Here is a 17,662-nt window from a genome sequence, read left to right as displayed (position 1 = left end):
TTGGCTATTCAGCAGGTAAAGAAACGGCGCATTGCTGCACCGTTTCCCTGGGGATTAACGCGTACCGTACACGACAATGGTTTTGCCGTGCGCGGAGATCAGGTTTTGATCTTCGAGCATTTTCAAAATACGACCGACGGTTTCACGTGAGCAACCGACGATTTGGCCAATTTCCTGGCGGGTGATTTTGATCTGCATGCCGTCTGGGTGAGTCATGGCATCAGGCTGTTTTGCCAGGTTCAGCAAGGTCTGTGCAATGCGGCCGGTTACGTCAAGGAAGGCGAGATTACCCACTTTCTCTGAGGTGACTTGCAGGCGGTTAGCCATCTGTGCGGACAGGCGCATCAGGATATCCGGGTTAACCTGGATCAACTGGCGGAATTTCTTGTAGGAAATTTCAGCCACTTCACAGGCGGTTTTGGCCCGTACCCAGGCGCTACGCTCCTGGCCTTCTTCAAATAATCCTAGCTCGCCGATGAAATCCCCCTGGTTAAGGTAGGACAGGATCATCTCTTTGCCTTCTTCATCTTTAATCAGCACCGCGACGGAGCCTTTGACGATGTAGTAAAGCGTTTCGGCCTTTTCACCTTGGTGAATAAGCGTACTCTTCGATGGATATTTGTGGATATGGCAATGAGACAGGAACCATTCGAGAGTCGGGTCTGTTTGCGGTTTGCCGAGAACCATTCGCTGTTATCCTCTGTTGTTATCGCTGCCTTGTATCACAGGGGTCAGAGTTCCCTGTAAAACGTGCTTATAGCCCGGTGTTTTAATTGTGGCTATCAACAGGTTTTGAGGCGTGTTATAGAAATACGCTTGTGCTCTAGCATATTAACTTGCAGGGAGAGCTGCAAGCTACATTCTGTTAACAAACCAATATAGGGGCCTTTCCTTGGACATATCCCTGAAATCGGTGACCTGGAAAGAGTTATTGCGGCTCTGTTTGTAGCACAGAGTGAGGCGGGTGTCTTGTGTTGTCTCGCTTCAGCATGATTAGCGTCAGGTTACGTTGCCAGAATGTATGCGAAAGCGTACCCTGTTTTTAAGAAATTAACCGGAGTGTGTAACATGCAGGCAAGAGTTAAGTGGGTAGAAGGGCTGACATTCCTGGGTGAGTCTGCGTCTGGTCACCAGGTTTTGATGGATGGCAACGCTGGCGATAAAGCGCCAAGCCCGATGGAAATGGTGTTGATGTCCGTCGGCGGCTGTAGCGCCATCGACGTAGTGTCGATCCTGCAAAAAGGGCGTAACGATGTGCGTGACTGTGAGGTAAAACTGACCTCCGAGCGTCGTGAAGAAGCACCGCGTCTGTTTACCCATATCAATCTGCATTTTATCGTCACCGGCAAAGGGCTGACCGATAAGATCGTCGAGCGTGCGGTGGATCTTTCCGCCGAGAAATACTGCTCCGTCTCCTTGATGCTGGGTAAAGCCGCCAGCATTACCCACAGCTTCGAAATCCGCGAAGTGGCCTGATCCTACCAAGGGTAGCGCAGGCAGTGGGCACGCAATAAATCAAGAAATCGCCGTGCCGTCACGGTTAGCGGCGATTTCTGTGAATACAGCACGCAATATTGCGCTTGTGGCAACGTGTCGATAGGCAATGCCACCAGCCGACGCTGCAAATAGAACGGTGCACTCATCGCCCGCGCCACGATAGTCAAATAATCCGCCTCCAGCACCATATTCAAGCCACAGGTCACAGAGTCCGAGCGAATGGGCGAACGACTCAATTGCTGATAGAAGGTGCCTAACACCGCACGCAACTGCTGGTAGTAACCCATATCGGTTTCCGGTAATAACCACTTGGCCTCACGCAATTCGTCCAACGAGGTGGCCTGCGCCAGTGGGTGCCCCTGGCGTGCGATAATGCAAAAAGAGGCGTTGAACAGCGGTTCATGCACCAGATCCTCCAGCGGAAGTTCCGGGCTGACGGTACCCACGGCAAAATCCAGGCGGCCTTCGCGCAATGCTGGCAGTAGCGTAGAAAGCTGCGCCTCGCGGATCAGCAGATTGGCCTGTGGAAAAGGTTGTTTGAAGGCCTCGACCAGTTCCGGTAATACCGTCAGGGCGAGTAGCGAAGAGCAGCCAATGGCGACGTTACCTTGCGAATGCTGATTCAACTGCTGGATCTCGTCGGCGGCGCGCTGCAATTCCTCCAGGATCAACTGCATTCGCAGGGCGAAGGCGCGGCCGGTTTCGGTCAGCGTCATTCCCTGACTGCTGCGATTGATCAACTGGGTTTCCAGGATCTGTTCCAGTTCACGGATGGTGCGGCTCACCGCCGGTTGAGATTGCTCAAGCGCGCGTGCCGCCCCGCGAATACTGCCGCTTCGGATCACCTGCTGGAAGACTTTCAACTGTTGTAACTTCGGTAAATAGCGCATTCCCCACCCTATCAATAAAAAGCATCACCCCTTACAAAATTGTATCTTATGCCGCTCGGCAAAAGGCGATAATTTCAGCATATTGCTGTAAGTGACTGTTATTAAAACTATAAAGTGACCTGGATCACATTATTAAACTACGCCCGTCACGCTGGTGGGCAGCCTGGGTGATAACTTAAAGGAATATCGGCGATGAAAAATCGTTCGCTAATGATTTTTTTGCTGTTTGTGGGCTATGTCGTGGTGTACATCGATAAAACCGTGATGGGTTTTGCGCTGTTACCTATCGAACGCGAGTTCAATCTACAGCCGGAACAACTGGGCTACATTACCGGGATGTTTTTCCTGGCGTATTCCCTGTTCCAGATACCGGCGGGCTGGCTCAATGACCGCTTTGGCTTTAAGAAAGTGCTGTGCAGTTCGTTACTGCTGCTGGGGGGATTCGCCCTGTGCTTCGGCATTCTGGGGTTCGGCCTGGGCCTGCTGGTGACGTTCCGCTTCCTGTCGGGTATTGGCCACTCCGGCTACCCGTGTTCCTGCGCCAAGGCAGTGGTGGCGAATTTCCCACTGGAACAGCGCACCTTCGCGCAGTCCATTCTGCTGTCCTCCGCCGGGTTGGCGATGACCGTCGGGCCGCTGGTCGCGGTCTACTGCCTGGATCACATCGGCTGGCGTGGGTCGTTCTCTGCACTTGGCCTGTTGGCATTCGTGATTGCCGCCTGCATCTTGTGGCTGGTTCCTAATCCACCACAGGCAGCATCCGCCAAAGCTGGGGCAGCCGCTGCCAACTATAAGGCCTTGCTGAAAAACCCCATCGTGTTGCTGCTGTTTGTGGCGATTTTCTGTATCAACATCCCGTCGTACGGCCTGATGGCCTGGCTGCCGAAATTCCTGGTACAGCAGCGCGGAATGCCGATTGACGTCTCCAGCATGGTGGTGGCCGCCGGCGGTCTGGGGATATGGATCTCCTCACTCGGTACCGGCTGGCTGGTCGGGCGCTATCTGCAAGGGCTTGAGCCGTGGGTGATCTTCTTCAGTTCCCTGATCAGCGCCTTGTGCATCTGGCTGGTGTTTACCAGCGAATCGGCGCTGACGGCTAGCCTGTTCTTGTTCCTGGGTTATATCTTCCTGATGGCCTCGTTCGTCACGGTGTTTACTCTGCCGATGAAGCGCCTGCCTGCGGAAGTGATGGGGGCAGCGATGGGGCTGATAAACACCGGCGGCACTTTGGGTGGCTTTGTGGCCCCTATCGCCATGGGGTATTTGATCACCATCAGCCACAACTACATGACAACGTTTATCTTTTTGGCACTGGCTATGGTGGTTTCCGGGCTGGTGATCCTGCCATTGGCAGGTAAAGCGCGCCAACCGGCACTGAATCAAGGAGTATGAAAATGAACATTGAACAGCTGATTGCCGACGTGGAACAACAGGTATTGCAGTGGCGTCGCCACCTGCATGCCAATCCAGAGTTGTCATTTCAAGAGGCGCAGACGGCAGATTACATCGCTGCACAATTGGCTCACCTTGGCCCGTTGAAGATCTCACGCCCTACGCCAAATAGCGTAGTGGCTGAATTGCAGGGCTCAGCGCCGGGGCCGTGCTATGCATTGCGCGCCGATATCGATGCCTTGCCGATCCAGGAGGAAAGCGACGAACCTTTCTGCTCGACCCGGCCAGGGGTGATGCATGCCTGCGGCCATGATGCTCACAGCGCGATGTTGCTGGGCGCGGCCAGCGTGCTGTGCCAGTTGCAGGCGCACCTGCAAGGCTCGGTGCGTTTTATCTTCCAGCATGCCGAAGAAGTGCCACCGGGCGGAGCCCAACAGCTGGTAGACCTGGGTGTTCTGGATGGCGTGAAGATGATCTTCGGCCTGCATGTCATGCCCAACTTCCCGACCGGTGAGGTGGGCTTGAAGCAGGGCGTGTTCAGTGGCTCCAGCGATAACTTCGACATCGTGCTGCAGGGTAAGGGTGGACATGGCTCGATGCCGCATCTGTGTATCGATCCGGTGCCGATTGGTGCGGAGATCGTTACCGCATTACAGCAGATCGTGGCACGGAAGCTGGATCCGTTAAATGCCCCGGTGTTGACGGTGGCAACCTTCCAGGCAGGAGACAGCTATAACGTCATTCCAGACACTGCCCGGTTGGCAGGAACGTTACGTACTCATAATCAGGAAGTCCGTGATCGGGTGCCGCTGTTGGTAGAGCAAACCGTCGCTGGGATCAGCCAGGCGCACGGTGCCAGCTATAAGGTTGACTGGACACGTGGCTATACTATCGGCAATAACCACCTTGATGCCTGCGCCATTGCGCGCGAGGTGGTGGCCGAAGCCGTGGGGCCACAGGCGTTGCGGGAATTGACTACCGCGATGTTTGGCAGCGAAGATTTCTCCTCCTATCAGGAGAAAGTGCCGGGGTGCTTCCTGTTTATCGGCAGCGGTAACGAGGCGATCGGTGCCACCTACGGCGTGCATAATCCCCGTTTTAAACTGGACGAGGCGGCGATGCAGATTGGCGTGAAACTGCACGTCGGTTTTATCCGCCACCTGTTGATGCGCTAACGACGGCGGGCGCGGAAATTAGCCGCGCCCGATAACTTATTCGATCTTCTTGCCTTCCATCAACCGCTGCACCAGCGGTGCCATAATCAGTTCCATTGCCAGCCCCATCTTGCCACCCGGTACCACCAGCGTATTGATATGCGAGATAAACGATCCTTGCAGCATTGCCAGCAGGTAGGGGAAATCGATCTGATCCAGGCCCCGGAAGTGGATCACCACCAAGCTTTCGTCGAGTGAGGGGATTGCCTTGGCGGCAAACGGGTTGGAGGTATCTACCGTCGGGACGCGTTGGAAGTTGATATGGGTGCGCGAGAACTGTGGCGTGATGTAGCTGATGTAATCCTCCATCGAACGGACTACCGAGTCCATCACCGCCTCACGGGAATGGCCACGCTCGCCGGTATCGCGGATCAGCTTCTGGATCCACTCCAGGTTGACGATCGGCACCACGCCGACCAGCAGATCGACATGTTTGGCTACGTCGATCTGATCGGCCACTACGCCGCCGTGCAGCCCTTCGTAGAACAGGACATCCGTGGGGGCGGGCAGTGGCTCCCAAGGCGTGAACGTGCCAGGAACCTGGTTGTAAGGCACCGCCTCGTCGTAGGTATGCAGATATTTACGTGAGCGGCCGGTGCCGTTCTTGCCGTATTCGATAAAGCTTTGCTCAAGCAGGCCAAAGTCGTTGGCTTCCGGGCCGAAGTAGCTGATATGGCGCCCCATATCGCGGGCTTTACGAATTGCCGCATCCATTTCCGGCCGGGTGTAACGGTGGAAGCTGTCGCCTTCCAGCTGGGCGGCGCACAGGTTTAGCTGCTGAAAAATCTTGCGGAACGCCAGGCTGGTGGTGGTGGTGCCGGCTCCGCTGGAACCGGTCACCGCGATAACGGGATGTTTGGCAGACATGGTCGAGGGTCACTCCGTATTAAATGCGCAGGCTCAGAATGAGATTTTTAGTATGGCTGATACCCTTTCGCCCAAGGCGAAATTGTGCGCGTTGGTTTGCAATACTGCATTGTTACCTGATTTTTTCCCTCAGTCATAGCGCGCAATAAGACTAAATTTCCTCCTGCCCGGCGCGGATCTGCCCGCGAGGCATGATGTTGACGGTTTCATGTAGTTCTGACCACACCAGCACCACTTCGCCGCTTTTCAACTGGCGGCGCACGTCGTCGACCTTCTGTTCCAGCGAACGTTCGTGCTCGCCGTAGTCGGTTCCTTCGCGTAATACAAAGGATTCGATCAGGCTGTTGAGAGTCTCTTGTTCAATTTCTTGCCAGGGAATAATCACTTGGTGGGTTCCAAAAAAGAAGAAAGCCAGGCCGGGATTCGTTGCTCCAGCCACATTTGTGGTTTTTTCAAGGTGCCGCCGACAAAACCGACGTGGCCACCGCACTCCGTCAGCTGATATTCGATATTAGGCGGCAGGCTGGCGAGATCGGGTATCACCGCATCGGTCATAAACGGATCGTCTTTAGCGTGAATGATCAGCAGTGGCGTGGTGATCTGCGGCAACAGCGGTAGGGCGCTGCAACGGCGATAGTAATCGACCGCGTCGCTGAAGCCGTGAATGCGCGAGGTGATCACATCATCAAACTCACGAATGCGCCGCAGCTTGTTCAGTTGCGACAGATCCAACGGCAAGGTGCCTGGATAGTGCAGCAGCTTGCGGGTGGCATTTTGCTTGAGTTGGCCCAATAGGTAGCGCTGATAAACGCGGGAGAATCCCTGCTCCATGCGGATTGAGCATGGCTCCAGCATCAGCGGGGCAGAAACGACCACTGCCGCTTGTAGCAGGCTGTCATTGCCCTGCTGGGCCAGATAATAGGCCAGCATATTGCCGCCAAGGGAAATCCCAACCGCTGCCGTTGGCACTTCGCCAAAGCTGTCACGCAACCAGCGCAGGAAGAAGCGGGCATCTTCCGTTTCGCCGGAATGATAGATGCGTTGCTTACGGTTAGGCACGCCGCTGCAACCACGGAAATGCATCACCACGCCCAACCAACCTTGCTCGCGCCAGGCATTAAGCAGCCCATGTGCGTAAGGGCTGTAGAAATTACCCTCTAACCCATGGAACAGCACCACGCGCGGTTTATCGCGCGCCAGTTGCGGATCTTCACTCCAGGCCAGATCGACGAAATCGCCGTCCGGCAACTCCAGCCGCTGCCAATGGGGTTGTAGCCGTATGCGGCGGCGCACCAGCCGTGGCAGCAGGGTTTGCAGGTGTGGATTACTGGCCCCGGTCAGGGGGCGAAAGGATTCATACATAATGAATAAAATTCTTGTTGGCGGCTATTGTGTGATCCGAACCGCACTGTTAGCTTCAAACACATGTATTAGCAATCATACTGCAAAAAAGTCATTTGGGTGAGGAGCACCCGCTTCATGGAACTGAGTTTATTTCTTTCGATGCTAGGCTTCCTGTGGGTGGCCGCGATCACCCCTGGCCCCAATAATATGTTGCTCACCACCTCAGGGGCCAATTTCGGCTTTATGCGTTCATTATGGCTGATGATCGGCATCATGCTGGGTATGCAAAGTATCTTGGTGCTGGTGGCATTTGGCGTTGGTGGGTTGATCCTGATTTATCCTTCATTGCACCTGATCCTGAAAATCCTCGGTAGCCTTTATCTGTTGTGGCTGGCGTGGAAAGTGGCGACGGCGGCCTATGAAAAGCTGGAAACCGACGCGCCGCCACCAAAGCCGGTGCGCCTGTACCAAGGCTGGCTGTTGCAATTCCTCAACCCCAAGGCCTGGCTGATGGCGCTTGGGGCAGTGGCGAGCTTTAGCCTGGCGGGAGATAAATACAACCACTCGATTCTGGCCATCGCCTTCGGTATCTTTGCCGTCAACATCGTTGCCGGGATCATCTGGTTGGGTTTTGGTACGGTGATTGGCCGCCTGCTGCGCAGCAAGAAAGCCTGGATAATCTTTAACGTGTCGATGGGGTTGTTAACCGCCGCCTGTGTATTACTGATTTGGCATTGAGGGAACGCTGATGAACGAAAACTATTTCCATGTGGATGCCTTTATCGGCGAGGGACTGCGGGGCAACCCGGCCGGTGTCTGCCTGCTGCCACAACCGCTGGAGGCAGCGCAGATGCAGGCCATCGCCAATGAACTGAACCTGCCGGAAACCAGCTTTGTCTGGCAGGATGGCGACATGTATGCGATCCGCTGGTTCACGCCGACGCGGGAAGTGGATCTGTGCGGGCATGCTACTTTGGCTACGGCGCACGTGTTGTTAAACGTGGTCAACCCGGGGTTGAGCGATATCCGTTTCCGTTCCGCCAGCGGTGAACTGTATGTCAAACGTGATGCGGCCGACGGTGAACGGCTGATCCTGGATTTCCCTTCTCGCCCACCACAGAAAATTGCTGAACCGCCACAGTTGGCTGCTTTGCTCGGTGTGCAACCGCAGGAAGTGTGGCGAGCCCAGTCGCTGATGGCGGTATTGGCCGATGAATCGCAGGTCAGGGCGGTGCAGCCTGCGATCGCCGAGCTGATCGACCATCTCGGTTGCGGCGTGATCGTCACGGCTCCGGGTGATGAGGTGGATTTTGTCTCGCGCTATTTCTCAATGGATCGCAGCGAAGATCCGGTCACCGGCTCCGCCCATTGCATACTGATGCCTTACTGGACGGCGCGCCTTGGCCGCCACGTATTGCATGCTAAGCAGCTGTCATCACGCGGCGGCGAGTTGTTCTGCGAGCAGCAAGGAGAACGTACGTTGCTGGGTGGCTACGCGCGCATCTTCTTGCGTGGTTCTCTTTCAGGTTGAACTCTGGCCTAGCACGTCGGGGATGAGTAGGTAGTGTAGATATCGCCATAAGTAATAAAGAAGATTTTTTTATTCTTTTATTGCCGAGCGTCGCTCAGATAAAACTGTTGGTCACAGCACAGAATTTTATCAACGGAGCGGATCATGGCGAGCAAACTTTTCTCATTACGCAGTGCAGTATTGTTGGCTTTATCGCTCGGTGCGGCCAGTGCCCAGGCAGTGGACGTCACCGTGGCGTACCAGACCTCCGCCGAACCCGCCAAGGTGGCGCAGGCGGAAAACAGCTTTGCCAAACAGTCTGGCGCGACCGTTGACTGGCGCAAGTTCGACAGCGGCTCCAGCGTGTTGCGTGCGCTGGCCTCTGGCGACGTGCAGATTGGCAATATCGGCTCCAGCCCACTGGCCGTGGCCGCCAGCCAGAAGCTCCCTATCGAAGTGTTCCTGATCGCCTCGCAGTTGGGTAGTTCCGAAGCGCTGGTGGTGAAAAAGGACATTAAATCTCCCCAGGATCTGATCGGTAAGCGCATTGCGGTACCGTTCATTTCCACCACTCACTACAGCCTGCTGGCCTCTCTGAAACACTGGGGCATCAAACCTGACCAGGTGCAAATTCTCAACCTGCAACCGCCAGCCATTGCGGCGGCCTGGCAGCGTGGGGATATCGACGGGGCTTACGTATGGGCTCCGGTGGTCAATGAACTCGCCAAACAAGGCAAGGTGCTGACCGATTCCGAGCAGGTTGGCCAGTGGGGCTCACCAACGCTGGACGTGTGGGTAGTGCGTAAAGACTTTGCCAAGCAGCATCCTGAGGTCGTCACCGCGTTTGCTGCCAGCGCCCTGCAAGCACAGAAGGCCTACCTGGCACAGCCGGAGCAGTGGCTGAAAGATTCAAGCAACCTCAACACGCTGGCTCGCCTGAGCGGGGTGCCGGCAGAGCAGGTACCGGAACTGGTGAAGGGTAACCGTTACCTGCCGGTCGCCGATCAGATCACTCAACTGGGCCAGCCGGTAGATAAAGCTATTCGCGATACCGCCGAGTTCCTTAAGCAACAAGGCAAGATCCCGCAGGTGGACAGTGATTACAGCGCCTATGTGACCGACCGCTTTGTCAAACAGGTGCAGGCTGCACCGCAGTCGTAAGGGATCCGCCATGCTAAACGTTAACCATCTTTCGGCCGATTATCAGGGGCGTGCGGCGCTGCGCGATGTGTCGTTCCAGATCGCCGGCGGGCAACTGGTGGTGGTGTTGGGGCCTTCTGGCTGTGGCAAGACCACGTTGCTGAATTTGATCGCCGGGTTTATTGAGCCAACGGCAGGCAGCATTACGCTGGATGATGTCCCCGTCAAAGGCCCGGGTGCCGAGCGGGGCGTGGTCTTCCAGCATGAAGGCTTACTGCCGTGGCGCAACGTGGTGGATAACGTGGAGTTTGGCTTGCAACTGGCCGGTGTGGCCAAACTGCAGCGCCGCAAGGTGGCGCAGCAGATGTTGCAACGCGTTGGGCTGGCCGGCTATGAGCAACACTTCATCTGGCAACTGTCCGGTGGGATGCGTCAGCGGGTGGGTATTGCTCGCGCCTTGGCAGCCGACCCTCGGCTGTTGCTGCTGGATGAGCCTTTCGGGGCACTGGACGCATTCACTCGCGAACAGATGCAGGAACTGCTGTTAAATATTTGGCGTGATACCGGCAAGCAGGTGCTGTTGATCACCCATGACATCGAAGAAGCGGTATTCCTGGCCAGCGAGCTGTTACTGCTTTCTCCTGGTCCTGGGCAGGTGGTGGAGCGTTTATCGCTGAATTTTGGCCAGCGCTATGCCGCCGGAGAGGCTTGCCGCGCCATCAAGTCCGATCCTGAGTTTATCGCCCTGCGTGAATACGTGCTGGGCCGGGTGTTCCAACAGCGCGAGGCCTTGCTATGAGCCTGCATTCTGTTCTTAAAGCCGCAGTACCGACAGCGGTGCGCCAATCTCGTTTCACGCTGCCGCGCAGCCTCAAGCTGAGCACGGCAACCTTGCTGGTGGTGTTGGCGGTTTGGTGGGCAGTAACTACCTTGCAGCTGATCAGCCCGTTATTTCTGCCCGCACCGCAGCAGGTATTGCATCAGTTGGTGGTCATTGCCAGCCCACAAGGCTTTATGGATGCCACGCTATGGCAACACCTAGCCGCGAGTCTTGGGCGGATCCTGGTGGCATTACTGGCTGCTGTGGTCATCGGCGTCCCGGTGGGCATTGCGATGGGGCTGAGTGAGACCGTGCGCGGCCTGCTTGATCCCCTGATTGAAATTTATCGTCCGGTGCCGCCGCTGGCCTATCTGCCGCTGATGGTGATCTGGTTTGGCATCGGTGAAACCTCGAAAATCCTGCTGATCTACCTGGCGATTTTTGCCCCGGTGACGCTTTCGACCGTGGCAGGTGTACGCAGCGTAGCGCAGGTGCGCATTCGTGCTGCACAAGCTTTGGGGGCCAACCGCTGGCAACTGCTGCGCTTTGTGGTGTTGCCCAGCGCGCTTCCGGAAATTCTGACCGGCATCCGTATTGGCCTGGGCGTCGGCTGGTCTACGCTGGTGGCCGCTGAACTGATTGCTGCCACGCGCGGTCTGGGATTTATGGTGCAGTCCGCCGGTGAGTTTTTGGCGACCGACGTGGTCATCGCCGGTATCAGCGTGATTGCGATAATTGCATTTGGTCTGGAGCTGGGGCTGCGTGCCTTACAGCGCCGTTTGACCCCCTGGCATGGAGTACAGCAATGAACGAACGTTTAGCAATTACCCCGTTGGGGCCTTATATCGGCGCGCTGGTGGAAAACGTCAATCTGGCGCGGCCATTGGGCGATGGCCAGTTTGAACAGCTTTACCATGCTTTGCTCAAGCATCAGGTGCTGTTCCTGCGCGATCAGCCCATTACGCCATTACAACAGCGCGAGCTGGCAGGGCGTTTCGGCGATCTGCATATTCACCCGGTGTATCCGCATGCTCCCGATGTGGAGGAGATCATCGTGCTGGATACCCATGACGATAATCCGCCGGATAACGACAACTGGCATACCGACGTCACCTTTATCGAAAACCCGCCGCAGGGGGCGATTTTAGCCGCCAAGCAGCTGCCGACGACCGGTGGCGACACGCTGTGGGCCAGCGGGATTGCCGCGTATGAGGCGTTGTCCTCACCGCTGAAAAAGTTGTTGGTCGGGTTGCAGGCAGAGCATGACTTCACCAAGTCGTTCCCCGAATATAAACATCGTGGCAGCGAGGAAGAGCATCAGCGCTGGCAGTTGGCCGTGCAGAAAAACCCACCGTTATTGCATCCGGTGATCCGCACCCATCCGGTGACCGGCAAGCAGGCGCTGTTCGTTAATGAAGGATTTACTACGCGGATTGTCGATCTGGCGGCGAAGGAGAGTGATGCTCTGCTGAACTTCCTGTTTGCGCATATCACCAAGCCGGAGTTTCAGGTGCGCTGGCGCTGGCAGGCCAATGATATTGCCATCTGGGATAACCGGGTGACGCAGCATTACGCCAATGCGGATTACCTGCCGCAGCGGCGCATTATGCACCGTGCGACCATTTTGGGGGATAAGCCGTTCTATCGTGCCTGAGGATCACTCCACCATCAGGTTTCTGGAAAAGTTTCTCATATCTACCCCCGCTTTCCTGCGGTACAGGCGTGCCTTGCGTGCGCCTGTTGCCACTCTCTCGCCGGTTTCCTCAAACATTTCCGAAGCGTCAAAACGCCGCATCAGGCTTTTGCGCTGCACCGTATGCGACAAAATGATCTCAATCACTTCCTGCAATTGGGAAAGCGTGAACTCCGCTGGCAGGCAATAGACCGGCAGCATGGAGTAAGCCGTTTTTTGCCGTAGCCGCTGAAGTGCCGCTTCCACGATCGTTTGATGATCGAAAGCTAACAGCTGTGTTTGCAGGTTGTCCAATGGCACCCAGGCGACGTCATTCACGTCGGCGATATGCGGCTGGCAATCGGCATGGGCGATCAGAGCAAAGTAGACCGTGGTCAGGCTCCAGCCACGCGGATCCCTTTCCGGGCCAGAAAAACTGGCCAACTGCGCCAGATAGGGCGGCACCACACCGGTTTTTTCCCTCAGTTTACGTTCGGCCGTCGCTTGCGTTGAGGTGTCGCGCTGCAAATCGATAAACCCTCCGGGCAATCCCCATTGATTGAGGAAAGGGTGATTAGCGCGCTTGGCCAACAGCACGCACAGTTTCCCGCCGTGCACGGTAAACAGCACGCTGTCGACGGTGACAAGCGGTGAGGGGAAGAGGCGCGGATCGTAGTTTTTCAGGTACTCGGCTTGGGTGGTCATGCTGGCGCTCGGCTAAAAAGGTCTTTGGGACAATATAACAATAGCTGCCGGCTAATGATAATTATTACAAGCTCAAATAAACAAATGGTTAAGCGAGTTTTCTGCGATTAAGACATTTTTTTGCTTGCCAATAAGTGTCTCTTGGACAATTATATAAGTGTCCCAGGGACATTAATTGATGGGGGGAAGAATATGAGCGCACAACTGCAGTTGTTTTTGAACGACATTGAAGTGAAGGTGACAACCGGACAGTTTCCCGATGGGGCGGTGTATGTCCGGTTTGCACAGCCTGAAACAACGGGGACTTCGCAGATGCGTATTCGTGCCAGCGCAATGCGCAGCATGGATGACTTCATGCTGTTGGCACAGTTGACGCAGGCGGTACGCCACCAGTTTCTGATCAAAGAAAGCCTGCTTGAGCTGCCTTATCTGCCCTACGCCCGCCAGGATCGCCATATGGCCTCCGGAGATAGCTTTGCGCTCAAGGTTTTCGGCCAATTACTCAACACCTTGGCGTTTGACCGTGTGACGGTGCTGGATCCACACAGTGAAGTAGCTGCCGCTGTGATCGACAACATGCACATCATCACTCAGCAACAGTGCATGCAGCACAGCAGCAGACTGACCAGTTTACTGACCCAGCAGCAGCTGTTCCTGGTGGCACCGGATGCCGGAGCGCTGAAAAAAATTCACGCGGTAGCGGCCCACTTTGGCATCGCGCAATACGGCATCCTGACCAAACACCGGAACGTATTCAGTGGCGAACTGACGGGCTTTGAACTGCTGGCTGGTGATGTGCAGGGCAAAGATGTGCTGATTGTGGATGACCTGTGCGACGGTGGCGGCACCTTTATCGGCTCGGCCCAGGTGTTACGCCAGGCGGGGGCACGTACGGTCAGCCTATATGTCACCCACGGGGTATTTTCCAAAGGTACCGCGGCTTTGCTGAATCAAGGCATTGATAACATCTATACCACCACTTCCTATGCTGCGGCGGAACTCGCTGAGCAACGTGTTGAACTGATTGATATTGCGCGTATCTACGCTCACTAAGGAACCGACTATGTTAACCAATCCTATTCTGGCGATTGATGGCTACAAAGTGTCACACCGTGAGCAATATCCGCTGGGTACTACGCGGATCTACTCCAACTTCACGCCGCGCAGCGATCGGTTCTTTGCTTCCCCGTTGCCGGACGGCCAACTGGTGTTCTTCGGTTTACAGGGCTTTTTACAGTGGTTCATGGTGGATCTCTTCAACCAGCAGTTTTTTGCCCAACCGGAAGAGCAGGTAGTGGGGGAATATAAAACGCTGATGGATAGCTACATTGGTCAGGATCGGGTCTGCGTGGAGCATATTCGCGCCCTGCATCGGTTGGGTTATCTACCGCTGCATATCAAAGGGTTGGACGAAGGCAGCAAGGTGAGGATGAAGGTACCAGTGCTGACCATTACCAATACGCGTGAGGAGTTCTTCTGGCTGGTCAACTACCTGGAAACGGTGATCTCGGCCGAACTGTGGAAGGCTTCCACCAATGCCACCCTTGCCCATCATTATCGCAAGATCTGCCAGATGTGGGCGGATAAAACCTGTGATGACCTGGCGCATCTGGATTTCCAATGCCACGATTTTTCCTTCCGCGGCATGTCAGGGATGCATGATGTCGCGCAGGCCGGTACCGGGCATTTGCTCAGCTTCAAGGGCACCGACAACATTCCGGCGGTGCTGTACGCACAGAGGTATTATCCAACCGCAGAAGATTACTTCGTGGCTGGCAGCATCCCCGCCACCGAACATAGCGTGATGTGCATGGGAGAGCAGGCAACGGAGATCGAAACGTTCCGCCGTTTGATTGAAGATCTCTACCCAAATGGATTGGTTTCCATCGTGTCGGATACCTGGGATTACTGGCAGGTGCTAACGGAGTTTACCCGTGAGTTGCACAGCAAAATCATGGCTCGCGATGGCAGGGTAGTCTTCCGCCCAGACAGTGGCGATCCGGTGGCTATTCTTTGTGGAACCGGCAACGACAGCGATCGCAGTGCGCAACGCAGCGCCGAAGAGAAAGGCTCGGTGGAAGTGTTGTGGGAAATCTTTGGTGGCACGGTTAACAGCAAGGGCTACAAAGTGTTGGATCCCCATGTCGGGTTGATTTATGGCGACTCCATCACTCTGGAACGCGCCCAGGAAATCCTGCAACGCCTGGAAGCGAAAGGTTTTGCCAGCTCTAACGTAGTGTTTGGCGTGGGTTCCTTTACTTATCAGTATAATACCCGCGATACCTTTGGTTTCGCGATGAAGGCCACCTACGGTGAGGTGAACGGGGTGGGGCGTCCCATCTTCAAACAACCGAAGACCGACAGCGGCCTGAAACAATCTGCACGCGGTTTGTTGCGGGTGATCCGCGATGGGGAAGGAGAATATCAACTGCTGGATAATCAGGACTGGCAGCAGGAGCAGCAGGGTGAACTGAAAACGCGCTTCCTGGATGGCAAACTCTATAACCAGGACTCACTGGAACAGATCCGCCAGCGCATTGCCTGCTACAGATAAAGGTTGCCCCCTCTCAGTAGAAAAGGGGCAACTATGATTAACTCTCCGACTCAAACGCCTGGGTCAGATTTTCCAGCTGTTCCTGGGCATCCAGCCAGGTCATTTCCGTTTCTTCCAGAGCGGACTTGGCCTGGCTTTGCTTTTGCAGGCAGGCGGTCAGATCGGCTTTACGGCTGATGTCGTACAGCGCCGAGTCTGCCAGCTGTTCTTCCACCGCGGCCAATTCGGCACCCAGCTTATCCATCTGTTGTTCCAGCTTGGCGATCTGCTTACGCAGTGGTTGGGTTTGCGTACGGAATTCGGCTTCACGGCGCTTTTGGTCTTTACGCGCCTGGGCGCTGTTGCCGTTATCCTGCTTTGGTGCGGCATCCTGCTGTGCCTGCTGCTTTTGCAGATCGCTAAGCCACTGCTGGTAATCGTCCAGATCGCCCTCGAACTGCTCCACCTGGCCATCGTGCACCAGATACAGATCGTCGGTGGTAGAACGCAAAAGGTGACGGTCGTGCGAAACCACCACCAACGCCCCCTCGAAATCGATCAACGCTTCAGTCAACGCCTGGCGCATATCCAGATCCAGGTGGTTGGTCGGTTCATCGAGCAGCAGCAGGTTAGGGCGCTGCCAGACGATCAGCGCCAGCACCAGCCGTGCCTTTTCACCGCCGGAGAAACGTTCGGTGATTTCGGTGACCTTATCGCCCTGGAAGCCGAAGCCGCCAAGATAATCGCGTAACTGCTGTTCTAACACGCGAGGGGCGATGCGGCTCAGATGCTGCAGTGGCGACTCATCGGCGCGCAGGAACTCCAACTGATGCTGGGCGAAGTAACCCAGTTTGATGCCCTTTGCCAGCCCGATCTCTCCGCTGAGCGGCTCCAGCGTGCCAGCCAGCATTTTGATCAGCGTTGATTTACCGGCACCGTTACGCCCCAACAGGCCAATACGTGAGCCGGGTACCAGGTTGAGCTTGATTGACTGCAAGATCACTTTGTCGCCATAGCCTGCGCTGACTTTTTCCATCCGCAGCAATGGATTCGGCAGGCTTTCGGGTTGGCGGAAGCTAAACGTGAACGGGTTATCGACGTGCGCAGGGGCAATCAGCTCCATCCGCTCCAGCATCTTGATGCGGCTCTGTGCCTGTTTGGCCTTGGTGGCCTGAGCACGGAAACGGTCAATGTAGCTTTGCAGATGTGCCACTTTCTCCTGTTGGCTCTGATACAGCGACTGCTGCTGTGCCAGTTTGGTGACGCGCTGGCGCTCGAAGGAGGAATAGTTGCCGGTATATTCGTTGATGGTCTCATTTTCGATGTGCAGGATCTTGTCGACGATAGGGTCGAGGAAATCACGGTCATGCGAAATCAGCACCAGGGTACCCTGATAGCTTTTCAGCCAGCGTTCCAGCCAGATCACTGCATCCAGATCCAGGTGGTTGGTGGGTTCGTCCAGCAACAGCAGATCGGAACGGCAAACCAAAGCCTGAGCCAGGTTGAGGCGCATGCGCCATCCGCCGGAGAAGGCACGCACCGGGCTTTGCAGCTGTTCATTGGAAAAGCCTAAACCGTGTAACAGGCTGGCGGCACGGGAACGGATGGTCCAGGCATCCAGAGCATCGAGCTTGCCGTGCAGCGTGGCGATGGCGTGGCCGTCGTTGTTATCGTTTGCCACCTGTAATTCGGCTTCCAACTGGCGGAATTCCCGATCGCCATCGATAACATACTCAATGGCAGGCACTTCCAGTGCCGGTGTTTCCTGATTCACCCAGGCCAGCGCCCAGTTGTTTGGAAAGGTGTAGCTACCACCGTCTGCGGCGATCTCACCTTTCAACAGGGCCAGCAGCGTGGATTTCCCACAGCCGTTCTTACCCACCAGGCCGACCTTCTGACCTGGATTAACCGTCGCCGTGGCGTTGTCCAACAGGACGCGGGTGCCGCGTCGGATTTGTAGCGAGGAGAAAACAATCATAAAGCGCCGTTTGTTCAGAGTATGTTAAATTGAATTGAGTTTACGTTAACAGGACGCGTAGCAGTCCTATTATTAGTCTTTGCGTTGCATGGTAACGGAA

The 17,662-nt window shown here is 55.7% G+C and carries 18 protein-coding genes; 11 read left to right on the top strand and 7 right to left on the bottom strand.

The window, feature by feature from the left end; all coding sequences use genetic code 11:
• Positions 1–54 precede the first annotated feature (54 nt).
• Positions 55–687 (bottom strand): cAMP-activated global transcriptional regulator CRP, encoded by a 633-nt coding sequence (gene crp, locus KGP17_RS25445; protein ID WP_005969523.1) that lies wholly within the window; start codon positions 685–687, stop codon positions 55–57.
• Between the two features lie 381 nt (positions 688–1,068).
• Here crp and KGP17_RS25440 point away from each other — a divergent pair, with 381 nt between their 5' ends.
• Positions 1,069–1,476 (top strand): OsmC family protein, encoded by a 408-nt coding sequence (locus KGP17_RS25440; protein ID WP_021181673.1) that lies wholly within the window; start codon positions 1,069–1,071, stop codon positions 1,474–1,476.
• Between the two features lie 2 nt (positions 1,477–1,478).
• Here the strand turns inward: KGP17_RS25440 and KGP17_RS25435 are convergent, their stop codons facing one another.
• Positions 1,479–2,387 carry a LysR substrate-binding domain-containing protein gene (locus KGP17_RS25435; RefSeq protein ID WP_223498572.1) on the bottom strand — a complete coding sequence of 303 codons (909 nt, stop codon included), beginning with the start codon at positions 2,385–2,387 and terminating at the stop codon, positions 1,479–1,481.
• Positions 2,388–2,579: 192 nt separating this feature from the next.
• Between KGP17_RS25435 and KGP17_RS25430 the strand changes: the two genes are divergently transcribed.
• Complete coding sequence (locus KGP17_RS25430) at positions 2,580–3,779, top strand: MFS transporter (RefSeq protein ID WP_059199473.1); 1,200 nt, start codon at positions 2,580–2,582, stop codon at positions 3,777–3,779.
• Positions 3,776–4,954, top strand: a complete 1,179-nt coding sequence (locus tag KGP17_RS25425) for an amidohydrolase (RefSeq protein ID WP_223498571.1) — start codon at positions 3,776–3,778, stop codon at positions 4,952–4,954. Before KGP17_RS25430 ends, KGP17_RS25425 begins: the two co-directional genes overlap by 4 nt.
• A gap of 36 nt (positions 4,955–4,990) precedes the next feature.
• Here KGP17_RS25425 and KGP17_RS25420 read toward each other — a convergent pair whose 3' ends face one another.
• The 3 genes from KGP17_RS25420 to KGP17_RS25410 form a co-directional block, all read right to left on the bottom strand.
• Positions 4,991–5,860 (bottom strand): phosphoribulokinase, encoded by an 870-nt coding sequence (locus tag KGP17_RS25420; RefSeq protein ID WP_094981641.1) that lies wholly within the window; start codon positions 5,858–5,860, stop codon positions 4,991–4,993.
• Positions 5,861–6,011: 151 nt separating this feature from the next.
• Complete coding sequence (locus KGP17_RS25415) at positions 6,012–6,245, bottom strand: YheU family protein (protein ID WP_021808044.1); 234 nt, start codon at positions 6,243–6,245, stop codon at positions 6,012–6,014.
• A complete protein-coding gene (locus tag KGP17_RS25410; RefSeq protein ID WP_021808043.1) occupies positions 6,242–7,222 on the bottom strand; it encodes a hydrolase in 981 nt (326 codons plus the stop codon). Before KGP17_RS25410 ends, KGP17_RS25415 begins: the two co-directional genes overlap by 4 nt.
• A gap of 117 nt (positions 7,223–7,339) precedes the next feature.
• Here KGP17_RS25410 and KGP17_RS25405 point away from each other — a divergent pair, with 117 nt between their 5' ends.
• The 6 genes from KGP17_RS25405 to tauD all read left to right on the top strand — a co-directional run bounded on the left by KGP17_RS25405 (position 7,340) and on the right by tauD (position 12,328).
• Complete coding sequence (locus KGP17_RS25405; protein ID WP_021808042.1) at positions 7,340–7,942, top strand: LysE family translocator; 603 nt, start codon at positions 7,340–7,342, stop codon at positions 7,940–7,942.
• A gap of 10 nt (positions 7,943–7,952) precedes the next feature.
• Positions 7,953–8,735 (top strand): PhzF family phenazine biosynthesis protein, encoded by a 783-nt coding sequence (locus KGP17_RS25400; protein ID WP_209555022.1) that lies wholly within the window; start codon positions 7,953–7,955, stop codon positions 8,733–8,735.
• A 144-nt stretch (positions 8,736–8,879) separates the two neighbouring features.
• Entirely contained in the window at positions 8,880–9,875 is a 996-nt protein-coding gene (tauA, locus tag KGP17_RS25395) for a taurine ABC transporter substrate-binding protein (RefSeq protein WP_218520195.1), read from the top strand.
• A gap of 10 nt (positions 9,876–9,885) precedes the next feature.
• Positions 9,886–10,653, top strand: coding sequence for a taurine ABC transporter ATP-binding subunit (tauB, locus tag KGP17_RS25390; protein WP_223498570.1), 768 nt, complete (start codon positions 9,886–9,888; stop codon positions 10,651–10,653).
• Positions 10,650–11,483 carry a taurine ABC transporter permease TauC gene (gene tauC, locus KGP17_RS25385; RefSeq protein WP_021181658.1) on the top strand — a complete coding sequence of 278 codons (834 nt, stop codon included), beginning with the start codon at positions 10,650–10,652 and terminating at the stop codon, positions 11,481–11,483. Before tauB ends, tauC begins: the two co-directional genes overlap by 4 nt.
• The gene (tauD, locus tag KGP17_RS25380) at positions 11,480–12,328 is read left to right on the top strand and encodes a taurine dioxygenase (protein ID WP_021808034.1); all 849 of its coding nucleotides are present in this window, start codon (positions 11,480–11,482) and stop codon (positions 12,326–12,328) included. Before tauC ends, tauD begins: the two co-directional genes overlap by 4 nt.
• 3 nt (positions 12,329–12,331) lie before the next feature.
• Here the strand turns inward: tauD and KGP17_RS25375 are convergent, their stop codons facing one another.
• Positions 12,332–13,051 (bottom strand): NUDIX domain-containing protein, encoded by a 720-nt coding sequence (locus KGP17_RS25375; protein ID WP_223498569.1) that lies wholly within the window; start codon positions 13,049–13,051, stop codon positions 12,332–12,334.
• Between the two features lie 192 nt (positions 13,052–13,243).
• Between KGP17_RS25375 and prs the strand changes: the two genes are divergently transcribed.
• Entirely contained in the window at positions 13,244–14,104 is an 861-nt protein-coding gene (gene prs / locus KGP17_RS25370) for a ribose-phosphate diphosphokinase (RefSeq protein WP_059199480.1), read from the top strand.
• Between the two features lie 10 nt (positions 14,105–14,114).
• Complete coding sequence (locus KGP17_RS25365) at positions 14,115–15,605, top strand: nicotinate phosphoribosyltransferase (RefSeq protein WP_223498568.1); 1,491 nt, start codon at positions 14,115–14,117, stop codon at positions 15,603–15,605.
• Positions 15,606–15,642: 37 nt separating this feature from the next.
• Here the strand turns inward: KGP17_RS25365 and KGP17_RS25360 are convergent, their stop codons facing one another.
• Positions 15,643–17,562 (bottom strand): ABC transporter ATP-binding protein, encoded by a 1,920-nt coding sequence (locus tag KGP17_RS25360; protein WP_115159427.1) that lies wholly within the window; start codon positions 17,560–17,562, stop codon positions 15,643–15,645.
• Between the last annotated feature and the right edge of the window lie 100 nt (positions 17,563–17,662).

This window comes from Serratia sp. JSRIV001 (genome assembly GCF_019968745.1).
GTDB lineage: Bacteria > Pseudomonadota > Gammaproteobacteria > Enterobacterales > Enterobacteriaceae > Chania > Chania fonticola_B.
This window is presented reverse-complemented; position numbering and strand designations above follow the sequence as displayed.

What these genes read in the sequence shown, in the direction of transcription:
- crp (WP_005969523.1), bottom strand. Translation starts at nt 687, where the DNA reads ATGGTTCTCGGCAAACCGCAAACAGACCCGACTCTCGAATGGTTCCTG.
- KGP17_RS25440 (WP_021181673.1), top strand. Translation starts at nt 1,069, where the DNA reads ATGCAGGCAAGAGTTAAGTGGGTAGAAGGGCTGACATTCCTGGGTGAG.
- KGP17_RS25435 (WP_223498572.1), bottom strand. Translation starts at nt 2,387, where the DNA reads ATGCGCTATTTACCGAAGTTACAACAGTTGAAAGTCTTCCAGCAGGTG.
- KGP17_RS25430 (WP_059199473.1), top strand. Translation starts at nt 2,580, where the DNA reads ATGAAAAATCGTTCGCTAATGATTTTTTTGCTGTTTGTGGGCTATGTC.
- KGP17_RS25425 (WP_223498571.1), top strand. Translation starts at nt 3,776, where the DNA reads ATGAAAATGAACATTGAACAGCTGATTGCCGACGTGGAACAACAGGTA.
- KGP17_RS25420 (WP_094981641.1), bottom strand. Translation starts at nt 5,860, where the DNA reads ATGTCTGCCAAACATCCCGTTATCGCGGTGACCGGTTCCAGCGGAGCC.
- KGP17_RS25410 (WP_021808043.1), bottom strand. Translation starts at nt 7,222, where the DNA reads ATGTATGAATCCTTTCGCCCCCTGACCGGGGCCAGTAATCCACACCTG.
- KGP17_RS25405 (WP_021808042.1), top strand. Translation starts at nt 7,340, where the DNA reads ATGGAACTGAGTTTATTTCTTTCGATGCTAGGCTTCCTGTGGGTGGCC.
- KGP17_RS25400 (WP_209555022.1), top strand. Translation starts at nt 7,953, where the DNA reads ATGAACGAAAACTATTTCCATGTGGATGCCTTTATCGGCGAGGGACTG.
- tauA (WP_218520195.1), top strand. Translation starts at nt 8,880, where the DNA reads ATGGCGAGCAAACTTTTCTCATTACGCAGTGCAGTATTGTTGGCTTTA.
- tauB (WP_223498570.1), top strand. Translation starts at nt 9,886, where the DNA reads ATGCTAAACGTTAACCATCTTTCGGCCGATTATCAGGGGCGTGCGGCG.
- tauC (WP_021181658.1), top strand. Translation starts at nt 10,650, where the DNA reads ATGAGCCTGCATTCTGTTCTTAAAGCCGCAGTACCGACAGCGGTGCGC.
- tauD (WP_021808034.1), top strand. Translation starts at nt 11,480, where the DNA reads ATGAACGAACGTTTAGCAATTACCCCGTTGGGGCCTTATATCGGCGCG.
- KGP17_RS25375 (WP_223498569.1), bottom strand. Translation starts at nt 13,051, where the DNA reads ATGACCACCCAAGCCGAGTACCTGAAAAACTACGATCCGCGCCTCTTC.
- prs (WP_059199480.1), top strand. Translation starts at nt 13,244, where the DNA reads ATGAGCGCACAACTGCAGTTGTTTTTGAACGACATTGAAGTGAAGGTG.
- KGP17_RS25365 (WP_223498568.1), top strand. Translation starts at nt 14,115, where the DNA reads ATGTTAACCAATCCTATTCTGGCGATTGATGGCTACAAAGTGTCACAC.
- KGP17_RS25360 (WP_115159427.1), bottom strand. Translation starts at nt 17,562, where the DNA reads ATGATTGTTTTCTCCTCGCTACAAATCCGACGCGGCACCCGCGTCCTG.